General features: G+C 59.5%; 17 protein-coding genes. 5 read left to right on the top strand and 12 right to left on the bottom strand.

What is annotated here, in order from left to right; all coding sequences use genetic code 11:
* Window positions 1-5: 5 nt before the first annotated feature.
* Window positions 6-1,394, bottom strand: coding sequence for a tRNA uridine-5-carboxymethylaminomethyl(34) synthesis GTPase MnmE (gene mnmE, locus NCR35_RS01465; RefSeq protein ID WP_250532993.1), 1,389 nt, complete (start codon window positions 1,392-1,394; stop codon window positions 6-8).
* 300 nt (window positions 1,395-1,694) lie between these two features.
* Here mnmE and NCR35_RS01470 point away from each other — a divergent pair, with 300 nt between their 5' ends.
* Both NCR35_RS01470 and NCR35_RS01475 read left to right on the top strand, forming a co-directional pair.
* Window positions 1,695-2,111 (top strand): transcriptional regulator, encoded by a 417-nt coding sequence (locus tag NCR35_RS01470; RefSeq protein ID WP_250532746.1) that lies wholly within the window; start codon window positions 1,695-1,697, stop codon window positions 2,109-2,111.
* Between the two features lie 182 nt (window positions 2,112-2,293).
* Window positions 2,294-2,788 carry a hypothetical protein gene (locus tag NCR35_RS01475; RefSeq protein WP_250532747.1) on the top strand — a complete coding sequence of 165 codons (495 nt, stop codon included), beginning with the start codon at window positions 2,294-2,296 and terminating at the stop codon, window positions 2,786-2,788.
* 90 nt (window positions 2,789-2,878) lie between these two features.
* Here NCR35_RS01475 and yidC read toward each other — a convergent pair whose 3' ends face one another.
* The 4 genes from yidC to rpmH all read right to left on the bottom strand — a co-directional run bounded on the left by yidC (window position 2,879) and on the right by rpmH (window position 5,642).
* Window positions 2,879-4,546, bottom strand: coding sequence for a membrane protein insertase YidC (yidC, locus tag NCR35_RS01480; protein ID WP_206467306.1), 1,668 nt, complete (start codon window positions 4,544-4,546; stop codon window positions 2,879-2,881).
* Window positions 4,547-4,554: 8 nt separating this feature from the next.
* Entirely contained in the window at window positions 4,555-4,884 is a 330-nt protein-coding gene (yidD, locus tag NCR35_RS01485; protein WP_250532748.1) for a membrane protein insertion efficiency factor YidD, read from the bottom strand.
* Window positions 4,885-4,940: 56 nt separating this feature from the next.
* Entirely contained in the window at window positions 4,941-5,417 is a 477-nt protein-coding gene (rnpA, locus tag NCR35_RS01490) for a ribonuclease P protein component (RefSeq protein WP_250532749.1), read from the bottom strand.
* A 90-nt stretch (window positions 5,418-5,507) separates the two neighbouring features.
* On the bottom strand, window positions 5,508-5,642 hold the full coding sequence (gene rpmH / locus NCR35_RS01495) for a 50S ribosomal protein L34 (protein WP_004198824.1): 135 nt from the start codon (window positions 5,640-5,642) through the stop codon (window positions 5,508-5,510).
* Between the two features lie 425 nt (window positions 5,643-6,067).
* Between rpmH and dnaA the strand changes: the two genes are divergently transcribed.
* The 3 genes from dnaA to gyrB all read left to right on the top strand — a co-directional run bounded on the left by dnaA (window position 6,068) and on the right by gyrB (window position 11,620).
* Window positions 6,068-7,636 (top strand): chromosomal replication initiator protein DnaA, encoded by a 1,569-nt coding sequence (gene dnaA / locus NCR35_RS01500; RefSeq protein WP_244847615.1) that lies wholly within the window; start codon window positions 6,068-6,070, stop codon window positions 7,634-7,636.
* A 274-nt stretch (window positions 7,637-7,910) separates the two neighbouring features.
* Window positions 7,911-9,014 carry a DNA polymerase III subunit beta gene (gene dnaN, locus NCR35_RS01505; RefSeq protein WP_244847616.1) on the top strand — a complete coding sequence of 368 codons (1,104 nt, stop codon included), beginning with the start codon at window positions 7,911-7,913 and terminating at the stop codon, window positions 9,012-9,014.
* 134 nt (window positions 9,015-9,148) lie between these two features.
* On the top strand, window positions 9,149-11,620 hold the full coding sequence (gyrB, locus tag NCR35_RS01510; protein ID WP_250532750.1) for a DNA topoisomerase (ATP-hydrolyzing) subunit B: 2,472 nt from the start codon (window positions 9,149-9,151) through the stop codon (window positions 11,618-11,620).
* Between the two features lie 920 nt (window positions 11,621-12,540).
* Here gyrB and NCR35_RS01515 read toward each other — a convergent pair.
* The 7 genes from NCR35_RS01515 to zorA form a co-directional block, all read right to left on the bottom strand.
* On the bottom strand, window positions 12,541-14,244 hold the full coding sequence (locus tag NCR35_RS01515; protein WP_250532751.1) for a LeoA/HP0731 family dynamin-like GTPase: 1,704 nt from the start codon (window positions 14,242-14,244) through the stop codon (window positions 12,541-12,543).
* A complete protein-coding gene (locus NCR35_RS01520) occupies window positions 14,216-15,976 on the bottom strand; it encodes an AAA family ATPase (RefSeq protein WP_250532752.1) in 1,761 nt (586 codons plus the stop codon). Before NCR35_RS01520 ends, NCR35_RS01515 begins: the two co-directional genes overlap by 29 nt.
* Window positions 15,973-16,542, bottom strand: a complete 570-nt coding sequence (locus NCR35_RS01525) for an ATP-binding protein (protein WP_250532754.1) — start codon at window positions 16,540-16,542, stop codon at window positions 15,973-15,975. The genes NCR35_RS01520 and NCR35_RS01525 overlap by 4 nt, the downstream gene beginning before the upstream one ends.
* 799 nt (window positions 16,543-17,341) lie before the next feature.
* On the bottom strand, window positions 17,342-21,100 hold the full coding sequence (locus NCR35_RS01530) for an SNF2-related protein (protein WP_250532755.1): 3,759 nt from the start codon (window positions 21,098-21,100) through the stop codon (window positions 17,342-17,344).
* A 9-nt stretch (window positions 21,101-21,109) separates the two neighbouring features.
* Window positions 21,110-22,804, bottom strand: coding sequence for an EH signature domain-containing protein (locus NCR35_RS01535; RefSeq protein WP_250532756.1), 1,695 nt, complete (start codon window positions 22,802-22,804; stop codon window positions 21,110-21,112).
* Window positions 22,801-23,511 (bottom strand): OmpA/MotB family protein, encoded by a 711-nt coding sequence (locus tag NCR35_RS01540; RefSeq protein WP_250532757.1) that lies wholly within the window; start codon window positions 23,509-23,511, stop codon window positions 22,801-22,803. The genes NCR35_RS01535 and NCR35_RS01540 overlap by 4 nt, the downstream gene beginning before the upstream one ends.
* Before the next feature lie 3 nt (window positions 23,512-23,514).
* Complete coding sequence (gene zorA / locus NCR35_RS01545) at window positions 23,515-25,539, bottom strand: anti-phage ZorAB system protein ZorA (RefSeq protein WP_250532758.1); 2,025 nt, start codon at window positions 25,537-25,539, stop codon at window positions 23,515-23,517.
* Between the last annotated feature and the right edge of the window lie 3 nt (window positions 25,540-25,542).

The following is a 25,542-nucleotide window of genomic DNA, read 5'->3' on the forward strand; positions in this document are numbered from 1 at the left end:
CGACGCTACTTCCCGATGCAGAAGCGGCTGAAGATGACGCCGAGCAGATCGTCGGAAGTGAATTCGCCGGTGATCGCGTTCAGGCTGTCCTGCGCGAGCCGCAATTCCTCGGCGAAGAGGTCGAGCACCTGCGATTGATGGCTCGCGTGATCCGCGGCGAGCGCAAGATGCTCGCGCGCTTCGCGTAGCGCAGTGAGGTGCCGTTCGCGCGCGAGGTAGATGCTTTCGGCGCCCGCCTGCCAACCGGCGATTTTCAACAACTGCTCGCGCAGCAACGCGATGCCGTCGCCCGTCTTGGCGGACAGGTTCACTTCGCGCGCTTGGTCGTCGCCGTCGCGCACGGCGGCCGGCGCGCCCGCGAGATCAGTCTTGTTCAGCACGCGGACGACCGGCACGCCCTGCGGAAAGCGTGCAGCAATCGATTCGTCGTCAACAGTCACCCCGGTGCGAGCGTCGAGCAAATGGAGCACAACGTCCGCGCGCTCGATCTCGCCCCACGTGCGCTCGATGCCGATGCGCTCCACTTCGTCTTCGGTCTCGCGCAAGCCGGCGGTGTCGATGATATGCAGCGGGATGCCCTCGACCTGAATCGTCTGGGCGACCTTGTCGCGCGTGGTGCCCGCAATCGGCGTGACGATTGCCAGTTCGGCACCGGCGAGCGCATTCAATAGCGACGATTTCCCAACGTTCGGCTGCCCCGCCAACACGACCGACATGCCTTCGCGCAGGAGCGCGCCCTGCCGGGCATCCGCCAACACGCGATCCAGCCGTTCGCGGATGCGGGTGAGCTTGCCGCGCGCGTCGGCGGCTTCGAGAAAGTCGATCTCTTCTTCCGGGAAATCGAGCGTCGCCTCGACCAGCATGCGCAGCGTGATCACGTCCTCGACGAGCGCGTGAATTTCGCGCGAGAACGCCCCTTCTAAGGAGCGGCCGGCTGAACGCGCGGCGGCTTCCGTGCTCGCTTCGATCAGGTCGGCGACGGCTTCCGCCTGGGCGAGATCCAGCTTGTCGTTGAGAAACGCGCGGCGCGTGAACTCGCCCGGCTCGGCGAGTCGCAGGCCGAAGTCGCGTCCCGCCTCGATCGCCCGTTGCAGCACCAGCTGGAGCACGATCGGCCCGCCGTGGCCCTGCAATTCCAACACGTGCTCGCCCGTGTACGAATGCGGCGCGGGAAAGTACAGGGCAATGCCGCGGTCGAGCGCTTCGCCCTTGCCGTCGATGAACGGCGCGTAGCTCGCGTGGCGCGGCGTGAGCGGCTGGCCGCAGAGCGCCTGCATCGCCTGCTGCGCGGCCGCCTCGCCCGCCCGCCCGAACGAAAGCCGCACGACGCCGATTCCGCCACGCCCCGGCGCGGTGGCGATAGCGACGATGGGATCGGTGTCGTTGGTCAACATGGCGGCGGTGGGAGCGGAGGCGTCGGAAGGAGCCGGCATTGTATCGCGCGGTTCTTGATCCGATTCGCTAGGATAATTCTTGCATTATCTTAAACAAGATACGGTTACGGTTCGCTGTGTGCAGCACCGGCCACTGCGGATCAACGGCCGGTGCTTGTCAGAACTGGTCTCGGGGCGCCGATATAGCTGACATCAGGCAGATAGGCGATTACTCGAACAGGATAAACGACGTCCGACGCGCGCCAGATCTAGCGCAATTGGTTGACGTGTAGGCAGCAATTGCCTTGCACAATTGAACGCATGCCAACACAGCAAGAGAAGGCCGATTTCTCAGAACGGCTCAAATTTTCCATGACCCGCTCGCCCGAGAAGCTGCGGGGCGCGACTGATCTCGCAAACAAATTCAACTTGCGGTACCAGGGCGAGCCGGTATCTCCGCAAACCGCGCATAAGTGGCTCACCGGGCGCTCCATTCCCACGAGCGACAAACTCCAGACGCTCGCTGAATGGCTGAAGGTGGATCTCCACTGGCTGCATTACGGTCCGCCGCCGAGCGGCGGCGTGCAGACCGCGCCCAAACCGCTCGCGCGCGACGAAAGGTACCCGGCGTCCGAGGACACGCTGGAGCTTGCGTCGAAGATCGAGGCGCTGTCGCCGCATCATCGGTATTTGCTGGAAGAGCTCATCGACCAGTTTTATGGGGCGATGAAGCGGTAGGGCGCGCTGGCTGCGACGAAATTTTTCAGTTCTGATCCGCGAGATTTATCTTGCGCCGTTGAGGGCGGGAAGGCTTGCAGCGCAAGGGCCTCGGCTCCGTCCCGCTATGGATACAAACTCGAATTCGAGATCGCAAATTCGAGTTTGGAGACGCGGATTGGAATGTCCACGACACTACCTGCATGGCGACCAATCGTACAAAACAGGCTTTCGCGCGCGGCTTACGGCTGCTGGTCGCAGACGTGGCCGACACCATCCAGCGTGACGTTCCCTATTTCAAGCAGAAGCTCTTCCGCGTCGGACATCCGGACGACCTCGTTCACGCACTCGCGCATGCGGACCCGGACGCGAGCGTAACGCCTACGACCGTAAAAAACTGGTTCGATGCAAAGACGATGCCGCGGGGAAAGAATCGGACGTCGTTGAGCATGCTCCTCGGCCACCGGGGAACGATGCTGTTGAACGGTGAGGACATCACGCCATATGTTTCGACTCGGCTGGAGGCGGCTGAAACCGTACCGTCGTTTCAAAGCTATGAGCAGGAGGACGCATTTCGTCGCGATATTCGTGAGGCAACGGCCGCCGCGTACCTCGTTCTGGCCAAGCTGAACCGGCTAGATGAACGACTCAGCGACCATCTTTCCGGCAGCGCATCGCAAGGGATGAAGCAGTCGTGAAAGAAGCGGTGCGGTAAGCGGTCAAGGCAGCGCAAAAAAAACGCCCGGCAAAGCCGGGCGTCTCCCCATCCAAATGAGCAGCCAAAAACCTCAAGCCACCTTCTTCTTACGCTGTCCCATCATCCGCGTGATGTAGTACTGCTGCGCGATCGACAGCACGTTATTCACCACGTAATACAGCACGAGACCCGCCGGGAAGAAGAAGAACATGACCGAGAACGCGATCGGCATGAACATCATCATCTTGGCTTGCACGGGGTCAGGCGGCGTCGGGTTCAGCTTCGTTTGAAGGAACATCGACACCGCCATCAGCACCGGCAGAATGAAATACGGGTCTTGCTGCGACAGATCGTGAATCCAGCCGATCCACGGCGCGCCGCGCATTTCCACCGACGACAGCAGCACCCAGTACAGCGAGATGAACACCGGAATCTGAATCACCACCGGCAGACAGCCGCCGAACGGATTCACCTTCTCGGTCTTGTACAGCTCCATCAACTGCGCGTTCATCTTCTGCGGATCGCTCTTGAAGCGTTCGCGAATCTGCTGCATGCGCGGCGTGATTTCCTTCATGCGCGCCATCGACTTGTAGCTCGCCGCCGACAGCGGGAAAAACACCGCCTTGATCAGCAGCGTCAAGAGCACGATCGCCCAGCCCCAGTTGCCGACGAAACCGTGAATTTTTTCGAGCAGCCAGAAAAGCGGCTTGGCGATGATCGTCACCATGCCGTAGTCCTTCACCAGTTCCAGACCCGGCGCGATGCCTTCCAGCATGCGCTCTTCTTCCGGACCGGCGAAAAGACGCGCATCGACCGTCACGCTTTGTCCCGGCGCGATGGTCTGCACCGGCTGCTGCACGCCCACGCGGTACAGGTCCGGATCGATCTTCTGGACGTAAATGTCGCGCTGCGCGCCTTCCTTCGGAATCCACGCCGACGCGAAGTAATGCTGCACCATCGCGATCCAGCCGTTGTTCGCGGACGGCTCGAACGTGGCCTTGTTCTTGTCGATGTCGCTGAAATCGATCTTCTGGAAGTGCTTCTGATCGGTATAGACAGCCGGCCCGATGAACGTGTGCGAGAAGCGCGGCGTCTCGACCGGCGTGTTGTCGCGCACGAGTTCCATGTAGAGCTTCGGCGTGACCGGCGCATTGCCGACGTTCTCGATCTTCGTATCCACGTTGATCACGTAGCTGCCGCGCGTGAACGTGTAGGTCTTCACGACCTTCACGCCGCCCTTGACCGGCGACTCGAACGCGAGCGTCAGCGTCTTTGCGTCCCCCGACAGCGACGTCTGGCCCGGCACCGCCGTGAAGACGTCGTTGTGATTCGGGAAGTCGCCGCCGAGCAGGCCCGTGCGCGCGAGGTACGTGTGGTTCGCGGTGTGATCGAAGAGCGTGATGTAGAGGTCGGGCTGCTTGCCGTCGCCTTCTTTCAGCAGCGAGAGCTTCGAGAGCGTGCCGCCACGCGTGTCGATCTCACCGGAATACACGTCCGTCGTGAACTTGACGAGCTGCGAAGCCGCCGTGGCGGGCGGCGTCGAGGTGCCCGGCGCAGCGCCTGCCGGCGCGTTCGTCAGTTCGGACGGCTGCGCGCCCGGCGTAGCCGAGCCCGGTGCCGGATTGCTGGCGGTCTTGGCCGGCTGCGTCGCGCTCGGGAAGAACATCGACGGGCGCCCATGGTCGCGCTGCCAGTTGTCGAACAGCATGACAACTGACACGAAGAAGATGACCCATAGGACGGTGCGTTTGATATCCATGCGTTGTCTCAGTGTCGATCGGTAAGCGCATTTGCGCCGTTTAGTGGTGAATGCTTTTCTTGGGCGGAACCTGCAGCCGGGCTATCCGCCTGATTGGAAGCGGATGGAGAACCGGAGCCACGGGACGGTGTCGGCACGAGATCGACGCCGCCCGCCGAAAAGGGATGGCAGCGGCAGAGCCGTTTTGCGGCGAGATACGTGCCATGCGCGGCGCCATGATACTGGATTGCCTCGCGCGCGTAGTCGGAACAGGAAGGGTAAAAGCGGCACCGGTTGCCGAGCAGGGGGCTGATCGCAACCTTGTAGAAGCGCAACAACGCGATGAGTGCCGTTTGCATAAGCTTCGCGCTGCGCGTTCGGTCTGCCGTGGAAGACAAACCGTCGCTGCCGCGCTTCATGACCCGGAAGGGCCGGATGAATCGTCGACGGCGGGCGCCGGAGGCGGCGCCGCCACGGGTTCGGCCACGCGGCGCGCTGCTTCGCGCACGGCACGGTCGAAAAGTACTTCCAGTTCGCCGCGGCACAGTTCGCGGAGCGGCGGCGAACTGGCGCTCGGCATCGCCTTGCGGTCGATTTTCGCGTGCAGCCGCACGAGGATGTCGAATCCGCGCAGCTCTTCGCGACGCAGCCGGAACGCCTCGCGCGCAAGCCGCTTGATCAGATTGCGCGTGACGGCGCGCGGCGCCTGCTTCTTGCCGATGACGAGCCCGAGCCGCGCTTCGTTGCCCGTGGGTTTGCCGTACAGCACGAAGTGCGGCGAACGCCGCCAGGGGCGCAAACGAAAAACGGATGAGAACTCATCCGTTTTCAGCAGCCTTGCGGCCTTGGGGAACGCGGCCGACGCCGGCAACTCGACGATGTCCTGTTTCAAGACTTCTGTGCGGCGCTCGGCAAGCGGCTCGCCACCTTCCGATGCGTCCGTCTCCGAACGCGACGCGGCTGCGAGCAGCACCGATCTGTATTAGATGGCCAGGCGCTTGCGGCCCTTCGCGCGGCGAGCGTTGATGACCTTGCGGCCGCCGGCGGTCTTCATGCGAACGCGGAAGCCATGGGTGCGCTTGCGGCGCGTCACGGAAGGTTGGTAAGTACGTTTCATGGTGCTCTCACTTGAGTTGATTGACCGCGCGGGCTTGGCTCCAGTGTGGTCACTGCAAGCACGATGGCCGGAGGTTCAGGAATTCTGTTTTCGCGGAACCCGCTATTTAAACCGTTTTCCTATTGACCGTCAATAGTTTAGCGCCCATCGCCGGTGCAACCCGGCTCTTTCGGCCTCTTTCGGCGCGGTGATTTGACCCTGTGGATAACTCGCGCGCCGCGAGGGTTTGGCGTTAGAATCTCGCCTTACTCCCAAATATCCGCCCGCTGCTTCGGCCCGCCGTTCGCCCGCAAACCCTTGCGGCGTAAGCCTCCGGAGCATGCCTGCTTGGCCGTGCCGGGACTTGCCGACCGATCGTATGTCATCGGACGCGTTCGGCAAGCATGGCCGCAGGTGGCGCGCAGCAACCATAACGACCGCACTCGATGAACGATTTCTGGGAACACTGTTCCGCACTGCTGGAGCGCGAGCTCACGCCTCAGCAGTACGTCACGTGGATCAAGCCGCTGACCCCGGTCGACTTCGATGCCGACGCGAGCACGCTGCGCATCGCCGCGCCGAACCGCTTCAAGCTCGACTGGGTGAAGAGCCAGTTTTCCGGACGCATCGCCGACGTGGCGCGCGAGTTTTTCAGCGCGCCCATCGACGTGCAATTCGTTCTCGATCCGAAAGCGACCGCCCGCAGCGCCGTCGGCGGCGCGCCCAACGCTGCGCCGCGCGTGAGCGTCACGCCGCCGCGTCCGCCCGCGCCGGCCGCCGCCCCCGCCGCGCCTTCGGTGGTGGCGCACGCGAACGCGACGGCGCACGTCAACGCGCTCGCGGCCGAAGCCGCGCAGCAGGCGCAGGCCACGCAGGAAGAACAGGTCGATCTCGACCTTCCGAGCCTCGACGCCAACGAAGCCGCCGCTGGACGGCGCACGTGGCGGCCGGGCGGCCCGCCCTCGGCGGGCGGTGAAACCGATTCCGCCTACGAACGTTCGAAGCTCAATCCGGTGCTCACGTTCGACAACTTCGTGACCGGTAAGGCGAACCAGCTTGCCCGCGCGGCCGCCATTCAGGTCGCGGACAACCCGGGCATCTCTTACAACCCGCTCTTTCTGTATGGCGGCGTGGGCCTCGGCAAGACGCACCTGATTCACGCCATCGGCAATCAACTGCTGATGGACAAGGCCGGCGCGCGCATCCGTTACATTCATGCGGAACAGTACGTGTCCGACGTGGTGAAGGCGTACCAGCGCAAGGCGTTCGACGACTTCAAGCGCTACTACCACTCGCTCGACCTGCTGCTGATCGACGATATTCAGTTCTTCTCGGGCAAGTCGCGCACGCAGGAGGAATTCTTCTATGCGTTCGAGGCGCTCGTCGCCAACAAGGCGCAGGTCATCATCACAAGCGACACGTATCCGAAGGAGATCTCGGGCATCGACGATCGCCTGATCTCGCGCTTCGACTCAGGCTTGACGGTCGCGATCGAGCCGCCGGAACTGGAAATGCGCGTCGCCATTCTGATGCGCAAGGCGATTTCCGAAGGCGTGAGCCTGTCGGAAGACGTGGCGTTCTTCGTCGCGAAGCATTTGCGCTCGAACGTGCGCGAACTCGAAGGCGCGCTGCGCAAGATTCTGGCGTACTCGAAGTTCCACGGCCGCGACATCACCATCGAGCTGACCAAAGAGGCGCTCAAAGACCTGTTGACGGTGCAGAACCGGCAAATCTCGGTCGAGAACATCCAGAAGACGGTCGCGGATTTCTACAACATCAAGGTCGCCGACATGTACTCGAAAAAGCGGCCGGCCAATATCGCGCGTCCGCGTCAGATCGCCATGTATCTGGCGAAGGAACTGACGCAGAAAAGCCTGCCGGAAATCGGCGAACTGTTCGGCGGCCGCGACCACACGACCGTGCTGCACGCGGTGCGCAAGATCGCCGCCGAGCGCGGCAACGACGCGCAGCTGAACCACGAACTGCACGTGCTGGAACAGACGCTGAAGGGCTGATGAAGCCGCCGGGCGGCGCGCGGCAGCAGGCGTCGATTGTTGCGCGTGCGGGCCTGTTTATTGGCGAAAACGCCCCCAATTTCTAGGGAGCCGTGCTGTTTTCAGGCACAATACAGGTTTGCCGTCCGCTGGCCTGGACGGTTCTGAAGCGCAAGCTTTCGCGAGTGACCGGCGGGGGGCCGGCAACGCGTGTTACGAGGTTGTCCGGCGGGCGAACGGTGGCGCTACGGTGGCGAACCGCCCGGACAGGCCGTCACATCAATGAAGGAACTCTATGCAACTGGTCAAGACCGAACGAGATAATCTTCTAAGGCCGCTGCAAACCGTGAGCGGTATCGTAGAACGCCGCCATACGTTGCCTATCCTCGCCAATCTGCTCATCACCAAGAACGGCGCGGACGTGTCGTTCCTTTCGACGGACCTCGAACTCCAGATCACCACGCGCGCCGATTTCGGCGTCGGCGGCGATCAGGTCGCCACCACCGTCGCCGCGCGCAAGCTGCTCGACATCCTGCGCGCCATGCCCGCCGGCGAAGTCGCGCTCGACCTCTCCGACAAGCGCCTCACCGTGCGCTCGGGCAAGAGCCGCTTCAACTTGCAGACGCTCGCCGCGGACGAGTTCCCCACGGTCAACCAGGCTACTGACTTCGGCGCGAGCCTGTCGGTTCCCCAAAAGACGTTCCGCCAGCTGCTCGGCATGGTGTATTTCGCGATGGCCCAGCAGGACATCCGCTACTACCTGAACGGCATGCTGCTGGTAGTGGACGGCGATCAGCTGATGGCAGTCGCCACCGACGGCCACCGCCTCGCGTTCTCGTCCATGAAGATCGAAGGCGCGTTCCCGCGTCAGGAAGTCATCATTCCGCGCAAGACCATTCTCGAATTGCAGCGCCTACTGGAAGACATCGACGACACGCTGAAGATCGACATCGCCGCGACGCAGGTGAAGTTCACGTTCGGCCAGGTGGAACTGGTGTCGAAGCTGGTCGAAGGCAAGTTCCCCGACTTCCAGCGCGTGATTCCGAAGTCGCACAAGAACACGTTCGAGATCGGCCGCGAAGAGTTGCAGCGGTCCCTCCAACGCGCGGCCATTCTCACGTCCGACAAGTTCAAGGGCGTGCGCTGCCTCGTCGAACCTGGCCAGCTCAAAATCATGTCCACGAACGCGGACCAGGAAGAAGCGCAGGAAGAACTCGAAATCGCGTATCAGGGCGATACCGTCGATATCGGATTCAACGTCACGTATCTGCTCGACGTGCTCGCGAATCTGAAGGTCGACACGCTTCAGGTGGCGCTCGGCGACGCGAATTCCAGCGCGCTGATCACCATTCCGGAGAACGAGGAATTCAAATACGTGGTGATGCCGATGCGCATCTGACGCGTACGACACCGATCACACTCCAAGGGGCGGCGCGCCCCTTTGGCGTTTTTAAGGTGTTTTGAAAAGTTCGAGCATTTACGAGCAGTTATCGAAGTAGTGTCGAAGCAGTGACGCAGAACCGGAAGAAATCCATGACTGAAAACACACATTCGCAACCCGACAACAGCTACGGCGCATCCTCCATTCAGATCCTCGAAGGGCTGGAGGCGGTGCGCAAGCGTCCGGGCATGTATATCGGCGATACGTCGGATGGCACCGGTCTGCATCACCTCGTGTTCGAAGTGCTGGACAACTCCATCGACGAGGCGCTGGCCGGCTACTGCGACGACATTCACGTGACGATTCACGCGGACAACTCCATCTCCGTGACGGACAACGGCCGCGGCGTGCCCACGGGCCTGAAGCGCGACGACAAGCACGACCCGAAGCGCAGCGCCGCCGAAATCGTGATGACGGAACTGCACGCGGGCGGCAAGTTCGATCAGAACAGCTACAAGGTGTCGGGCGGCCTGCACGGCGTGGGCGTCTCGTGCGTGAACGCGCTGTCGGAATGGCTGCGCCTCACGGTGCGCCGCGACGGCAAGAAGCACTTCATGGAATTCGCGCGCGGCGTGGTGCAGAACCGCGAGATCGTCGAGGAAGACGGCGTGCAGTATTCGCCGATGCCTGTGGTCGGCGATACCGAAAAGCGCGGCACGGAAGTCCACTTCCTGGCCGATGCGACGATCTTCGGCAATGTCGAGTTCCACTACGACATTCTCGCCAAGCGCATGCGCGAGCTGTCCTTCCTGAACAACGGCGTGCGTATCCGCCTGACGGACCTGCGCACCGGCAAGGAAGACGACTTTGCGTTCGCGGGCGGCGTGAAGGGCTTCGTCGAATACATCAACAAGCAGAAGCAGGTGCTGCATCCGACCGTGTTCCACGCGACCGGCGAGCGCGAGAACGTGACCGTCGAAGTGGCCATGCAGTGGAACGACAGCTTCAACGAAAGCGTGCTCTGCTTCACGAACAACATCCCGCAGCGCGACGGCGGCACGCACCTGACCGGCCTGCGCGCCGCGATGACGCGCGTCATCAACAAGTACATTACGGACAACGACATCGCGAAGAAGGCGAAGGTGGAGACCACCGGCGACGACATGCGCGAAGGCTTGTCGTGCGTGCTCTCTGTGAAGGTGCCGGAGCCGAAGTTCAGTTCGCAGACGAAGGACAAGCTGGTGTCGTCGGAAGTGCGCGCGCCGGTCGAGGAAATCGTCGCGAAGGCGCTGGAAGATTATCTGCAGGAAACGCCGAACGACGCGAAGATCATCACGAGCAAGATCGTCGATGCCGCGCGTGCGCGCGACGCGGCCCGCAAGGCGCGCGAGATGACGCGGCGCAAGGGCGTGCTCGACGGCATCGGCCTGCCGGGCAAGCTCGCGGACTGCCAGGAGAAGGACCCGTCGAAGTCGGAGATTTATATCGTCGAGGGCGACTCGGCGGGCGGGTCGGCCAAGCAGGGACGCGACCGCAAGTTCCAGGCGATTCTTCCTCTGCGCGGCAAGGTGCTGAACGTGGAGAAGGCGCGCTTCGACAAGCTGATCTCGTCGGAACAGATCGTGACGCTCGTGACGGCGCTCGGCTGCGGCATCGGCAAGGACGATTACAACCTCGACAAGCTGCGCTATCACCGCATCATCATCATGACCGATGCGGACGTGGACGGCGCGCACATTCGCACGCTCTTGCTGACGTTCTTCTACCGGCAGATGCCGGAGATCGTCGAGCGCGGGTATATCTACATCGCGCAGCCGCCGCTCTACAAGATCAAGGCGGGCAAGGACGAACGGTATATGAAGGATGCGCACGAGCTCAACCAGCACATGCTGAAGCTCGCTCTACAGGGTTCCGAACTGATTCCGAACGAAGGCGCGGACCCGATTTCGGGCGATGCGCTCGGCGAACTGGCGCGTGCGTACCTGCTGGCGCAGGCGGTGGTGGATCGCATCAGCCGCATCTACGACGCGGCCGCGCTCGAAGCCGTGATGGATGGTGTCGTGATCGACCTGTCGACGGAAGAAGCGGCGGCGGCATCGGCGAAGGCGCTGGAAGCGCGCCTGCGTGCCGATCCGCTGAAGCCGGAAGTGACGGTGGAGACGGCCTACGATCAGGTGCGCGAAGTGCGCTCGCTGCACATCAAGCGGCGCCACCACGGCAACGTTAAGGTTTCCGTGTTCGACGAAGACCTGCAACTGACCGCTGACTATAAGCAACTGGTTTCGACGGCGGATACGTTCAAGGGCTTGATCGGCGAAGGCGCGTTGATCAAGCGCGGCGAACGGTCGATGGCCGTGTCGGATTTCAAGAGCGCGATGAAGTGGCTGATCGCGGACGCGGAACGCAACGTGTCGAAGCAGCGCTATAAGGGGCTCGGGGAGATGAATCCCGAGCAGCTTTGGGAAACGACGATGGATCCGAACGTGCGGCGTCTGCTGCGCGTGCAGATCGAAGACGCGATCGCTGCGGATGGCATCTTTACGACGCTGATGGGCGATGATGTGGAGCCGCGTCGGGCGTTTATCGAGAGCAATGCGTTGCGGGCGGGGAATATTGATGTTTGAGGGGGGTGCGAACCGTAGGGTGCCGAAGTAATTTGCTACTGGCGCCACAGTTTTGCTACTGGGCGACAAACTTGCGTCGACTGGCCTACATGGATCGGTGTCGTAGGGGCAGTAGGAGGGGCTCCGAAACATGAGGCTCGACGCGCTCAAGCTTGTGCTGCCACACTGCAGGCAGATCAAACGATTGATCTGGTGCGTCGCCTGAGCCAAGGGACTCGCTACGCGTCGGCATCCGAATTGCCCGGATCGGCGCGACAGCTCATCGCCAAAAGAAGATCTATTTCCAGCGATACTTAGTTGAGGCAACTCGGACCGGGTGCCGGTGTGATGGGTTTAAGAATCGCTCGTTCGAGACATTAGAATATGGCGGACACCGACCTCGTACACAAAACGGACGCCCGACCTCGACGTGTGGAGGCGACCACGCAATCAATTCAGTCCGCCAACAGAATGGTCATATGCTCGGGATGGCTGAAGAAGGGCGGTCTCAAGTGTATGCTTCCTCAGCCCGTTTGAAACCGCGCTTTCAAACGGGCCGGCGTTGCCATATCCGTCAATGGCAAGATTTCGAAGGGTTTAAAAGCTCGCAAGACCCTCAAGGCAATAAACCTTCGCTTTGTTGTCGTCGACACTGCTACATGCATTCAAGACTTCACTACTTTGAAACGTGCGATCGGTTCACTGCGTTTGTCGGATCAGCCAAAATAACGCACGGCGCGATGACAACGAATGAGGAATTGCCGCGACCCCGCGACTTTCCGTCGTGTTTGCGAAAAAGCTTCCATGTGAGGATCTTCAGACATGCGGAATACGATGACTTCATGGCAGCAACAAGCTGACATCACCTCTCCACGAATCTACTTCCTGAGCGAACGCGTCAGTAACGAAGGTAGCGCGGACCAAACGCCGTACTCCTACCCTCAGCCGAGCATTCGCAGTCGCCGTTCGATCTGACCGAACTTTTCGTGACTCTCCTGAATGGCTCTGGCGCTATCACTCATGGTCGTAATGATGCGCTGGAACTCGCGCAGTTGCGGCGCGAAGAAGTCGAGCATTCTTTCGTTGTCGGCTAGGAGATCGTAGATATCCTTGAAGGTGCTGGTAATGACGTCGCCAATCTCGTCCTTGATCTGCTTGAGTTCGGCCTCCGATTCGTGACTCTTGTACATCTTGTACACATCGACTCCCAGCGAAATAGCACCGCCCGCAGGACCAGCCCAGGTTGCGATGGCGCCGGCAAACTTCGTGGCCTGCCACGGCTTGAACCTGATGGCGATACCAGTGAGCTGGCCCAGCAGGTCGCGGGCAGCGAAAATCGTGCCTTTGATGACGCTCGGATTAATCTTCGAGATGCCCTTGAGCACGCCGCTGGCCGATTGAAGTACACCCTCGCTCATCGCTTCGACGAAACTTTCGCTCTTGTCGAGTTGGCGACTGATCTCAACTGAAATGCGATTCGTGACGGCTGAAGACTGTTCGAAAAAGCGATCGACCGCCGTCTTAATATTCAGATTCAGCTTGTAGCCAATGCCGTCTTGCGTATAGCCGATCTCGTCTTCTAGATAGCCGCGAATGTCCTCAAGCGACAAGGGGCGCAACTTGTTTAGCAGCTGCTTTTCCATCGCCTGCAATTCCTTCCCAAGCTCGCCACCAAGCCGATTGACATCCGCGCGGCCGCGGTTAATATCGCTCTTGATACGCTCCGACTCCTCCTGATTCTGCTTCGCATAGATCGCGAGTTCGCCGAGTTGCACCTGAGCCGCGCCAAGCTTCTGCGCAACGACGTCGCGCACGACGTCGAAGCCCGTTTTCGCAATTAGTATCGCAGGCACGTTGTCCTTTAGGATCTGGCTTGTTGTCGCCTTGAGATCATTGATGCGTGAGCGGCTTTCGTAGTGCTCCGGCTTGCCGAACCAGAAATCGAGACCGCGGCCATTCGGATTCGCGGCCACGCACACGATGTTGAGCCGCGCCGACTCGTCCGGCGAAAGAGCCGCCACACGTTGCAGCTTCGACTTGAGATTGTCCCGCTTGATCGTGGCCTGTTCCGTATAAAGCGAGTGTTCGGTCAGGTCCGTCACCTCGTCCATTTTATTGATGACAAAGACCGTGGAAGTGAGCTTGTTGAGGTCACGCAAAACCCATTTGGCTATCTCTCCATGGCTTTCCTTGAGCGGATTTGTGGCATCGACCACGTACAGAATCAGGTGCGCCTCTGAAATATAGCGGCGCGTCAAATCCTCATACATCGCCGTTTGGCCGTTGAGTGTCTTCTCCTTGTCGCCGAAGAGTCCCGGCGTATCGACGATTTCGCATTCTCCCGGCAGCCCCTCCGGTCTGTACACGGCGAGCCGGTCGGAAGATTCGTCCATGTCGATCTTCATGTCGCTCATGATGCGCCCGAGCCATGCGGCGACGACGCTCGTTTTGCCATCTGAAAACGCACCGAGCAGCGCAATACGCAACACGTCGCTTTCGATCGATGCCAAGGCGGAGCCGATCTTGTCCAGATCTTGATGCACGTCCAGCCCCAATTCACCTAGCTCCACGAGGAGTTCGCGCAACTGGTTCAACTTGCCGACGGCAGCGTCCTTATCAACGCTGAATTGCTTGAATTGTTCCATAGGGCATGTTTTCGAGTCGAGTTTTGATGTTTGACATCGCGGCAATCTGCTGTTCAATGACGACGAGTGGGCGCACGAGTTTTGCATGCAGCGCATCGACCTGTGCAAGCACAGAATTCCCCATTTCCCTGCGAATCGGGCCGGCGATTCTTGCCACTTCGCCTGAGAGCTTACTCATGACCTTACTACGCAGATCTTCGATCTGGTTCTGCACCTGCGCTTGGGCCTTGCGGATACGTTTTTCCTTGCTGATGAAGACCCCGACCACGCTCATGAGTGCGCCGATGGCAGCACCGGCAATCCCACCGATCAAGGTGCCGATGACAGGAAATGCCGAACCGATGGTTGCGCCTGTGACGGCATACGAAGCGATATTTAACGCAATGCCGCGCCACTCCTTGAGGCTCTGGCTCATGTCCAGCTGCTCGACCCGGAACGCCGCAGCGCGGCCGTCAGCCTCGAGCTTCTTGTCTTGCAGGAACTGCAGGCGCTGAACGTCGACAATCAATCGCTGCATGGCGTCGCGGGCACGCTCGTGAAGCTCTTCGAGCAAGGTTGCAAGGTGCTTCTGTAAATCCTCGCCCACATTGATCAGTAGAGCCGCGGACGCACGCTTGAGCTCCGACGCAATGACCTCGTTCTCGCCGTAATTTTTCTCAACGATCGTGTCGGCACGCTCGCTAAGCGCGTTGAAGAAGTCGGACCAGCGGTTGGATAATCCATTGGCCAGCAGTCGCTCAAAGATGCTCAACGATGTCTCGACCAGGTCACGACAGTCCTTGAAACTCCCCGACATGTCTTTCACGAAGCGCCGATGATCCGCGAGCGCGGTTTGCAGTTCCGCAATGTTCGCCCCCAACAATTGGCGCACTTTCACCTTGTTGCTTTCGATAATATCTTCGCGGAAAGTGGGCAGCTTCGCATCAACCAGTTTCGCGATAACACCAAGCTGGCTGAACTCGAACATCGCCTCGTACGAAGCAAAATGCTTGCGGAAATTGCGTTGCTGGATGACGAGATCCTTGTCTCGCGTTGGGTGAATGGTGGTCCTGCCGGTTGCGCTGTTCACCGCGAGCGAAGCAAAGCCGATCAGCCCCTGCACGCAGTTGCCGGGCAGTAGCACACCCTCGGGAAGCACGGTATCGAGCACGCCGACGGTCTGCTCAAGCGCGGCGAGCGCGCCGCCATGCGATTCCAGCGACTCTCGATCGCTTTCAAACTCGTAGGAATCGGCGTTTCCGCGGACGTTCACGAGCGGATATACCTGCGTGCCCCAGCGCAGATACGAGCGGATCTTTTCGGCAGTGGCTTTCTCGGGCTTCTTGTTCGTGCCGTTGACGTAGACGACGAGGTGCGCCTTCGCGACCGCTTCCTCTACCATCTTCGTGTAGCGGTCCTCGTCGCCCTCGATGCCGGGCACGTCGAGCAACTGGAAGGTCTTGCCCTTGTGATTCAGCTGATAGACTGTATTGCCTTTGGTAAAGTCCGCCTCGCCGGTGCCGATAATCTGGCCATCCACGCGCGGCGCGGCCAGCCGACTCGCTTCTAGCGCGACCACCGCCTCATGGAACGCCGAGAGCGACGCATTAACCAGACTGTCTACCGCGTCGGTGGCAGAGCGACTGCGGAATAGTGGCGCGCGCGTAGCGTTTACGGTCGCAGGCGCGCATGAGGGTGCGGTGCGGATCCCGTCTTCATAGAGCGCCTCAGTTTCTCCGCTAGCCGTGGTCATAGCAGGCCTCGAAGCACAAGTGTGAGCGGCACAGTGAGCGTGCACCCTGCGACAACGCCGCCAAGTACACCCAGCCAGACCTTGCGTCGCACACGCGCCGACGATTCCGCTTTCACCATGCCAGCGAGCGCTGCTGCGCTTTGCCTGATGTCGGCAATTTCCGCCGCATAGTCGCTGCAAACGCGGTCCATGTTTTGCCGGACCTGCTCGACGTGGTGCTCAAGCGCCTGTTCCAAACGCGCGACGTCGTAGGCCTGTTCGCGCAGCAGTTGCTCGCGCGATTCTTCGTTGAAGAGAATGCGCAGGGACTCGATGATGGTGCTTTTACCGGCATTCGTCTCACCGAAGAAGGCGAGCGTGAATTTGTCCCACTCCGCGAATTGCTGGAGATCGGCCAGCTGCCGGTCGAAGCGCGCTTGAATCCTGCGTAGCCGTTGCAGCATGTTGCCGATTTCCTGCTTCCCTTGTTCGTGCTCGACATTCAGTTCAGCGATGTCGACGATGGCACCTGCGATGCTTGCAGAGATGTCGGTGTACAGTCGATTGAAATCCTGTTCAGGATGCATGTTGGTTGACAAGATGATTGATAATTAGAAGGGAACCGACGTTGTCGGAGGCGCTCGCCCTATTGCGTGATGACGTCCTTCAACTTGCCCGACAACTGTTCGGACGGCGTCGCTTCAAGCCGCCGTAATTTCCGCGTGCAACAGCGGGGGCCAAGATATTTCATGCGCAGACTAGGGATCAGGACATCGCTATGCGGGGCAAATGTAGGTTTCCCCCCACATTGAGGGCAATTCAACGTACAGGGCGCTGGACGCACTAGCATCTCGCTTCGGACCGCTTATTAACCAAACGTCACAAGGTATTTCCAACCCTCCATTTCATACAGGTAAGTCTGGTTATCCCTGGTGCCCATCAGACTTGACCCAATCAGCATACGCCCCGACTGCCGCTGTCCTCACCATAGCGGCCACAAAGACAATCGCAATGCGGCGAGATGGTGCAAAGGGGGGCAATGGAAAACTCGGCAGACAGAAGCCGGACGTCAGTCACTGGAACGGGCGAGACACGACCATCTCTGCAACGGGCTTCGCGTATCCGCGGGCGTCACGCATTCGCAGCATCGCGCGATTGCAGTCACGACATGCGGGATGCGTTTGTGATGATGTCCGCTTGTCACGAACGCGGGCTCTGGCGCACTCGCATCGGCCCAAGCTAGTGCGACCATGCCGCGCGCGTCCAAGTTGTGCCACTGCTAAAAGTCGGTGACATATGTCGTCAACGGCCGTAGACCACGGCGAGGTAGCGCGCGACAGCGGTTATGCCAATCAGCAGCGAGTCTGTTCATCGTCATCCCACTGGTTAATTAGCGAGGTCCACCGTTTGCCATTCGACGAAAAGCATCCGTTCGACCTCGAGCATTGTCGTTTCGTACGTCTGAAGCATGTCGGAAAGATCTGTCTGGTCAAGTAGGTCAACAGAATGCAGCTTGGCGTTCTCTCGCGCTTGCGCATTGAAGAACTGATTTGTGACGCAGACCTTTTCGAACGAGACGTTCGGGTGCCTACGCCGGTAGAAGGCTTCACCGGCCACCACTTCTTTCACCGCGTCCCAGCCAAGTTTCGTACCATCAGTTCCACTGGTTTTGGCCTGAATGAGCTGGCCTCGTGCGCCGTCGATTGCCACGACGTCTACACCGTTATCATTCGTGCCCGGCGTCCGGTAGCAGTGGAATCCACGCTTACTCCAGAGTACGCCGACAAGACATTCGAAATGCTGCCATCCCATACGAAGCGCCATATTTAGAGTGATGCGTTCATCCAGGTCACTCGTCTGTGAACGCGGCACCACGTCTGCGACGTTGAAGTCCCCCGGCGCCACGTCCCCGGCACCGTTCAACATGTCCTCTGATAGCCCTCGTTTGTGGGCAAGCAGTTGGTCAAGCTTGACGTCGAACGTCGTGAAATCGTCCGCCCAGATAGTTGGATAGTAGACGTACACCGGCTTCCTCTGATTGATGCGGTAAGCGCGGTCGGTCGCCTGATCTTCCTTGGCCGGATTCCAAGTGCGTGAGTAGTGAACAACATGGTTCGCGGCCTGAATATTCACGCCGAATCCAACGGCCACCGGCGAAAGCACCAGGACACCGAATCCCGGCGCTTCTTGGAAAGCTTTGATTCTTTTCTGCCGACTGGCGACGTGAGACGATGAAGCACTCGTGTCCCCGTTGATGATGTCGGGACGATAGCTAAACTCCGCTTCGATGTAGTGCTGCAAAAGTCGCTGGATTTCCCGGAACTCGCAAAAGACGATTGCCTTCTCGCCCTTCGCCCTAACCTCGGAAAGCTGCTTGAGCAGCCAATCGAGCTTTGGAGATTTCGCGCGATATTCCCTTATTGGCTCAGGTTTGAACACGCTTAGACCATGCGCTCTCGGGTCGGTACACACTAGCCTGAGATAATGAAGCAGTCCTAGATGATTCTTGAACGGCGTGGTATGGTCGGGTTCCTTGCGCCTTTTGAAACCATCCACCGCTTTTGCGTAAAGCTTGCGCTGAGCACCAGAGATCGGGAGCCGCCGACACTCTTCGACCACGATTTTCGGAGGAAGTCCTGTATCGACTTCAGTCTTCAGGCGCCGGAGAATCTGCGGTGAAATGCGGGCGCGCAGTTCTTCGACGCGGGACTTTTCTTCATCCGTCTTCGCTTCAATTGGCTTGCGGTAGCGCTCACCGAAATCGTTCAGTGCGCCCAGCAGACCCGGCTGCACGTAGTCGAAGAGACACCACATATCAGCCAATGTGTTTTCCACCGGTGTCCCAGTGCAGGCAATTCTGAAGGCCGCGTTCTGCTTCTTCGCGGCCCTGGTCACCATTGCGGCCGGGTTCTTGATTCGCTGAGCCTCGTCACACACCATCATCGACCACTTTTGCGCGGCGAACGAAAACTCCAGGTCGCGCAATGTTTCGTACGTGGTCAAAACCACCTTGGCGTTGCCAACCCAATCAGGCCTCAGAAACTTGACCAGACCGTCCTCCGTCTGCAGACGTTGATCGATCTGATTGCGCGGAACGCGAAACTCGGCAAGGTAATCGCCATAAGCAGTCAACAAGGGCAATGTACCCGGCTCAAAAAACTTGTCGGCTTCCTCGGCCCAGTTTTCCAGCAATGAGACAGGCGCGACCACCAGCATGGGATCGATATTGGCGTCGATCTCGAGCAACCAGGCCATGAGCGCCAGCAATTGGAAAGTCTTGCCTAGGCCCATGTCGTCGGCAAGGATAGCGCCGCGAACCTGATATTCGGTTTGCAGAGAGAAGAGATGCTGCATCCAGGCGAGGCCTGTCTGTTGGTGCGGCAGCAAAGCGAAGCCCGGGCGAATGCTTTGCGGAAGCTTCGGACTTGCGGGTACCGACTGTAGCGCCTCCCGACGCAACTCCTCGTATTCGAGTGCCTGAATATTCGCGCGCAGAACAAGTTGCTTCCTTGCGTTCTGTGTACTGGGTTTTTTGCGTTGATCTTCTGGGTCGAACGGCTTTCCCGATTCCAAATCGGAGAAGAGCCTTCCGAACGTTGAGACGATTTCTTTCGCATCCGACAGCGAGATCGCGTCCTTGACCCAAGGGACATCGATCTTCGCTAAGCCCTTCGCTTCGGCTTCCCGTACGTCGTCCTTCAGTTTCTCAATGGCCAGCTTGTTGGTAGGTACGGCTACCGGATCGCCACCGTCTTTTGGACGATAAACGATGACGGGCAGGATGTTCTCGGGAAACCACCCTTCACCTTCATCCTTCTTCGCGATGTATGGGGAATGGTACGGCTTCTCGATTCCGATCGATTCGATGCGCGTGGAGTAGGCTCCCAGGTCATGGACCTGCGCGTAGGAGACCAGCGTTGGAGGGGTGCGACGTTGTGCGAGCGCAGCTGACAAGTCCTGAAGGTGTTGCTCCGAGTCGCCCTGCAGAGCGAGGTCGTAGCCTTGCCAGGCGAGCAGTTGGTGCCCAAGCGCGAGAGACCTGGAAAGGGCCCCCACAAACTTGGATAGCTGGTCGTCGTCGAGCCAATGCGTCTTCGAGGACGTCGGTCCGCTTGCCACGGCCGATTCGACAAGCAGGCCGACTCGCAGTGGATAACCCGCAGCGTCGCGCTCGAACGTCGGTACGAAACGTTCATAGTCGAGACCTGCGTCTTCCCGGGCGCGCTCGAATTGAGACTCTTCGATGACGTCGACGGCATCAGCGCCCAACGCCGCGTAAGGATTGAGCAAAAATGCTTGTGCCCGTGAGCCCGCGACGCGCCGGCCAGGCATACGCTTGATCTCACGAAGCACCGTCTTGACTTTCGGCGTGACCAGAACCTGGACGATTCCCTCTCGCGTCGTGATGTCATATCGGTCACGAATGTCGCGAACTCTATCGAACATGTCGAGCCAGTCGTCTGGCGCGCCGTCGAAGCTCGGCTCGATCTCGACTACGTGGTCGTCGGCCACATCCACCGACCGCCTCAGCCCTATATTGAGCTTTTCGGGACTCAGCACCACCGAGCGATAGAGAAAATCGTCAAGTCCTGCATCGGCGTCGAGCGCCAGCTTGCGAATCCGTCCCCAACCTTGGCGGTTGGACAAATCAGAGCGTTCATCGTCACCTCGGCGCGAGAACGTAACCACCGCATTGAAGAGCGTCCAGTGCGCGGGGCGCATCAGCATCTCTGCGGTACCTTCCGACATTACTGGCCCCGTGAGAGTGCCTTGAAATGGGCGGCCACCATCAATGCGCCATCCATCGATGGCAATAGCAAACTCACGGTCGCTCAGCGAATGGCTACTCCGCAGGTACGGACGGAAGTCGGCAAACGGTGGAATCTTAAGACCGTCGCGCAACTGCTCGTAGTCTTGCCGCGCGAGGATTTCATACACCGACTGCCAGTCCAGCAGGAACCCGTCCTCGACCGGGTTGGCGAGACCGTCATCGGTGAGTTGCGTGAGGTAACCGCCGAGGAACTCGCCGTCGACCGTTGCACCTGCGCTTTCCGTTCGACGCGTCAGAACGATGCCCTTATCCGACCACTGTCGCTTCCAGGTCGTGCCGTTCGGCGCTTTTGCCTGCTTGAATAGCTTGAACACGGTTTCGCCTTATTTCCACCAGCCTTTGCCCGGCTTTGCATGAAAGCCCCAATCCGCCAGAACTTGGCCGATATGCTCGTCATCCTCGTCTCCACGGACCCACAAGTTTCCGCCAAGCGCAGTCCTGTCATCGATTTGCAAACCATGGATTGCGGCGAATCGCTTCAACGCGACATGCGAGTACGATTCGTGAGTTGCAGTGTGATTTTGCGTCGAGCGAATATTCTCGCGAGACGAGCCCACATTCGCCGGGCGCGAACGTTCATTAGCAGCTTGGCTTCTTGTAGAAGAACCTGAAGTATCGACGGAGGGGAGGATATTGAAACCCTCACGAAGCTTTTCCTCGAACCTATCCTCCCAGCGACTCCAGCCGCGAATGCCATCCTGATGGTTGAGCCACAGCATGCAGTTTGAATGCTTTAGCGAATTCCAATCGTCTTTCGCGAGCTTTAATGTCTGACGCGTATCGAAGGGCAGCGAGCGACTGGCGTCGTAGCCATAAAACGCGTTTCCGAGGCCACTGAACTCCACGGCCACTAACCTACCCATCCTCATGATGAAAGCGTTGTTGGCACCAGAGGCGTCGAGGTCGCGAGTCAGCCCCTTCATTTTCCTGCGCAGCGCGACGAGATCAGGTTCATGAGAATTGCGTGCCGTTGAGCCTAGTGCAAATTCGATGTTGTCAATGGATTTGACATATCGCTTCCAGAACTCCATTCGGCGACGGTCGGCCAGCCCGTCCTCCGCCAGCTTTGTAAAGAAGGTCTCGATAAATTCGAGCTTTAGCCAATCAGAGACCATCGCTCGAGCCGCGGGCGCGACGCCGCCCCAACGCGTCGCATTCGAGGGCAGCCACGGATTGCCCCACCAGGTGACAGCATGGTCGCGAAGTCCGGGATGGAGCGGGGTGCGGGAGACACGGGCATATCGGTCAAGGACCAGAATGGTTCCTCGGTCGCGGAGCACCTCGTTATGGGCCAGCAGGCCGAGCAAGCGAGGGAGCAGGCTGACGAACTCGTTGTCACGAAGCTTCGTTGCACCTTCGACCTGCGTCAGCACGAGCTGGCGCAGAAACCACGACTCCTTTCCGATTTGCAGCTGCTCACAAATTCGGTCGATATGCGATTCGTCGCCGCGCAGTAACTGGCTGACATAGGGAGCGCAGGGCGATTCATCGAAAAGTTGCCGATTCTCGATTGCCGTGTCGACCCACCCGGGCCCTGGTCTGGTGTCTCGTATGTCACGGTTACGGTCGTGGAGATAGTCGCGAAGAGTTAACCAGTTCTTCTTTCCGGCCGGCGCGACATTCGGCGCGTCTACATCATAAGCAAAGTAGCTCTTTGCAAGTCCTTGATAGCAGCGCCTGTATGAGGCAGTCTTACCTCTGTAGCCGTCTACACTGTCGATGACGCGTTGAAAGCGAGGTCGGTCCTCCATGACGCACTGACCCTTTGGGCGGTGCGGAATGCATAAGCCAAACGACAGTAAGTATGCGTCGCGATACGAAGGCACCTCCTGGCTATCCCAGTACCGCCTGACCGCATCGAGCTGAAGGTCGTGGACGGGCGCCCGGCCGCCAGCTGATTTCGCGCGCGCTTTCAGCTTTTCGATGAGCGCGTCGATTTCTCCGCTCAATTGGACCGAGTGTCCTTCCTCGATGACGGACGATTGCAGTAAGGACGCGAGGTAATTGAGAGCATTCATCGCAGTGCGCAGTCGCCAAAATTCCCCAGTTGCACCGGTGCCGGAGCTCTATCTTCGCCAACCCCCAGAAACTCAAGACGCATTTCAACGCGACGGCTCTCCTCGTCCGTCTCTTTTGAGTCATTGAACGAATAGCCGCCGACGAGAAACAGATTCCGTACGTCTTCCTTCTGATCCTCTACGAGCGGACTCGCACCCGCCGTTGCAAACATGCTGCACAGCACCCGCTCACTGCGCTGAAGGCTGAGGTTGAGATTGCTCAGGTATGTGCCGGTTCTGTCCGTGTAGCCTTCGACAACCACGCGTTTTAATACACGCTTGCCCAAATCACCGTTCGCCAACGTCAGGATTTCGGGGACGAATTGACGCAGCACTGCTTCCTGTTCGGGCGCCAGATTTGATTTTCCAAACGCAAAGCGCGCACGATCCCCAAAGTCAATAACGTGCCGGTCACGGTCAATTTTGATGCCGTTGTACCGCTTCGCTGCGCTTTGAAACCGGTCCAGGATAAGCTCGATGTCTTTCCTATGCTGCTCTTCACGCTTTTCTTTCTCCGTTACATTCTTTGTCACGGCGAGCAAAGCTACCCCCATGACAACGAGAAAGAGGACCATCAGCGCGGTCATCAGGTCAGCAAAAGAAATCCAAAAGGGCTTCTCCGCCTCATCACGGCCTCCGCGCCTGACGACGAATTGACGTCCAAACATCGCTTACCTCCTCGCAGGCGCCAAGGTTCCCATAGAGGCAAGCGTCACCTCCAGCTCACCCACTGCGGAAGACAACAACCCGACTGCGGAAGTCAGTTTTGTATGGAACTCGGTGTTTGTCTTATCGAGCGTGCGCTTGACTTCGGTCGCGAAGGCGCCGTGTGCGTCGGCCAGAACGCGACTCACGCCAGCGAGGTATTCGTCAGCCTGTTTCTGCGCCGCGCCAAGGTGTCGGGTGGATGTCTCGATGCGATTGAGAATGTCGCCGGTCAACGCGGCCTCCTTTTTCGCTGCCTCGACAGTGGCACGCAACTCGGTGACAAGTCGACCGATGCTATCGCGGTGAGCGCGATAGTCGCCGAGCAGCTCCTGGATTGCACCCGCACCGCTCGACAATTGCCCGGCCGTCGCAGCGAGCTTGGTTGAAACGTCGGCGGTTTGACCGATGACGCCGGCGACTCGCTCGCCCGCCGCAGCGAAGTTGCGCGACGCCGTGCCCAATGCTTCGACGCCAGCGTGCATGCGGTCCACGGATGACGCTGTGGACTGAGTCAAAGCGTTCACACTTTGCGCCATTTGCGCAGTGGCCGAACTCAGTTCCTTGACAACAGCATCGACGGATTCGGACATCGCTGTAACGGCCCCGGTCGTCCGTTCAGCCATGGCGCTTTCGCGAGCTCGGTTACTTTCGAATACCTCTGCTTGCGCGCCGCTCAGCGCGGTCAGCATTTCCCCGACGTGCGTGCCAAGCGTTTCCAGCGTCGTCTGCAATTTCAGATTGGTCTCCGACTGAGATGTCGCGACCAGTTGGCGCAGCTGCTCGACGAATGCGGCTGATTGCGCGTTCATCGCCTCTTGTCGAGATTCCATCTTTTCGATGGCCTCGGCCATGCGCTGCGCCATTGCATCCGTCGAACGCTGACTGGAAGCTTCGATGTTCGCTACCAACGTGTGCAGGGTGCTGACGGCCTGCTGAATGCTTTGGGCGGTTTGTTGGTTGAGCTCGGTAAGGCCCGAAATCTGACCTCCGAACAGATCATTCAACCGTTGGCTGAAGCTCGTCATTACATCTTGCAGCATCCGCCCGGCGCTTGCGCTCTGGTCACCACTAGCGGTTTTAACCGTCGCTGCGATTTCTTCGAGCGGTCCTTTGAGACCTTGCTGGATGCTTTCCGCAATAGCTTGCCCAAGAGCGGCATTGTTCTGGCGGCCGGCCTCAGCGGCGAGCGCGTAATGCTCCTTGCTCGCCTCGATCTGCGCGCTGGTCAACTCGCGCAACAGCTCGCCCATCTCTTTGACGAGTGCATCCTTGAGGATTTTGGATTGACTGGCCGACTCTTCCGATGCCTTCACCAGACGCGCGAGGTACTCCTCGCCGGCTCCGGCCTCAAAGCACGCGTCGATTGCATGAGCGATCTCCTCGGTACGTCGGTACAGTGAGGCAAGGAGGAGTTTCTCGAACAGCGTGGTTAACATCGCCGCGGCGATTGCTGAGGCCGAAACAAGGAACGCCTCTCCTACGGAATGCATGAGTGACTCGAGACTACCGCGCACGGTTGCCGCGTTCTCGCTGACCTGAAATGCGTGAAGGCCCTCTATGAGTCCGCTGAACGTTCCGATAATCCCGACGCCGGTAAAAATCCCGGGAACGTGCTTGAAAAATTCCGTGCGCAAACGGCTGTCGACGACAACCTGACTGTTGAAGTACAACTCGGCAGGGACCGTGGCACGGACGGCGCGCACCACCATTTGTCCGTCGCGCTCTTCACGCTGGACATGCAGTGATTCTGCGTATTCATTCCAAAGATGCGCGAGCCGACGGTCGCCGGCGAATGCCGCTTCGAACTGCGAAGGATAGTCTCCGCTGTCGAACGCTTTTATGCGCCGCTGGATAGAGCTTAGGCGAAGCAAATGCCTTATTGCCGGGCCGAAGAAAAATGCAATGACAGCAACGACAAGAGTGGCCAGGGACGCGCCCGTGACAAGAGCGGGCGTCGGCACGCCAGCAAATAACGACTGGATATTCAACTT

This window comes from Caballeronia sp. AZ10_KS36, assembly GCF_023631105.1.
GTDB lineage: Bacteria > Pseudomonadota > Gammaproteobacteria > Burkholderiales > Burkholderiaceae > Caballeronia.

What these genes read in the sequence shown, in the direction of transcription:
- mnmE (WP_250532993.1), bottom strand. Translation starts at nt 1,394, where the DNA reads ATGTTGACCAACGACACCGATCCCATCGTCGCTATCGCCACCGCGCCG.
- NCR35_RS01470 (WP_250532746.1), top strand. Translation starts at nt 1,695, where the DNA reads ATGCCAACACAGCAAGAGAAGGCCGATTTCTCAGAACGGCTCAAATTT.
- NCR35_RS01475 (WP_250532747.1), top strand. Translation starts at nt 2,294, where the DNA reads ATGGCGACCAATCGTACAAAACAGGCTTTCGCGCGCGGCTTACGGCTG.
- yidC (WP_206467306.1), bottom strand. Translation starts at nt 4,546, where the DNA reads ATGGATATCAAACGCACCGTCCTATGGGTCATCTTCTTCGTGTCAGTT.
- yidD (WP_250532748.1), bottom strand. Translation starts at nt 4,884, where the DNA reads ATGCAAACGGCACTCATCGCGTTGTTGCGCTTCTACAAGGTTGCGATC.
- rpmH (WP_004198824.1), bottom strand. Translation starts at nt 5,642, where the DNA reads ATGAAACGTACTTACCAACCTTCCGTGACGCGCCGCAAGCGCACCCAT.
- dnaA (WP_244847615.1), top strand. Translation starts at nt 6,068, where the DNA reads ATGAACGATTTCTGGGAACACTGTTCCGCACTGCTGGAGCGCGAGCTC.
- dnaN (WP_244847616.1), top strand. Translation starts at nt 7,911, where the DNA reads ATGCAACTGGTCAAGACCGAACGAGATAATCTTCTAAGGCCGCTGCAA.
- gyrB (WP_250532750.1), top strand. Translation starts at nt 9,149, where the DNA reads ATGACTGAAAACACACATTCGCAACCCGACAACAGCTACGGCGCATCC.
- NCR35_RS01515 (WP_250532751.1), bottom strand. Translation starts at nt 14,244, where the DNA reads ATGGAACAATTCAAGCAATTCAGCGTTGATAAGGACGCTGCCGTCGGC.
- NCR35_RS01520 (WP_250532752.1), bottom strand. Translation starts at nt 15,976, where the DNA reads ATGACCACGGCTAGCGGAGAAACTGAGGCGCTCTATGAAGACGGGATC.
- NCR35_RS01525 (WP_250532754.1), bottom strand. Translation starts at nt 16,542, where the DNA reads ATGCATCCTGAACAGGATTTCAATCGACTGTACACCGACATCTCTGCA.
- NCR35_RS01535 (WP_250532756.1), bottom strand. Translation starts at nt 22,804, where the DNA reads ATGAATGCTCTCAATTACCTCGCGTCCTTACTGCAATCGTCCGTCATC.
- NCR35_RS01540 (WP_250532757.1), bottom strand. Translation starts at nt 23,511, where the DNA reads ATGTTTGGACGTCAATTCGTCGTCAGGCGCGGAGGCCGTGATGAGGCG.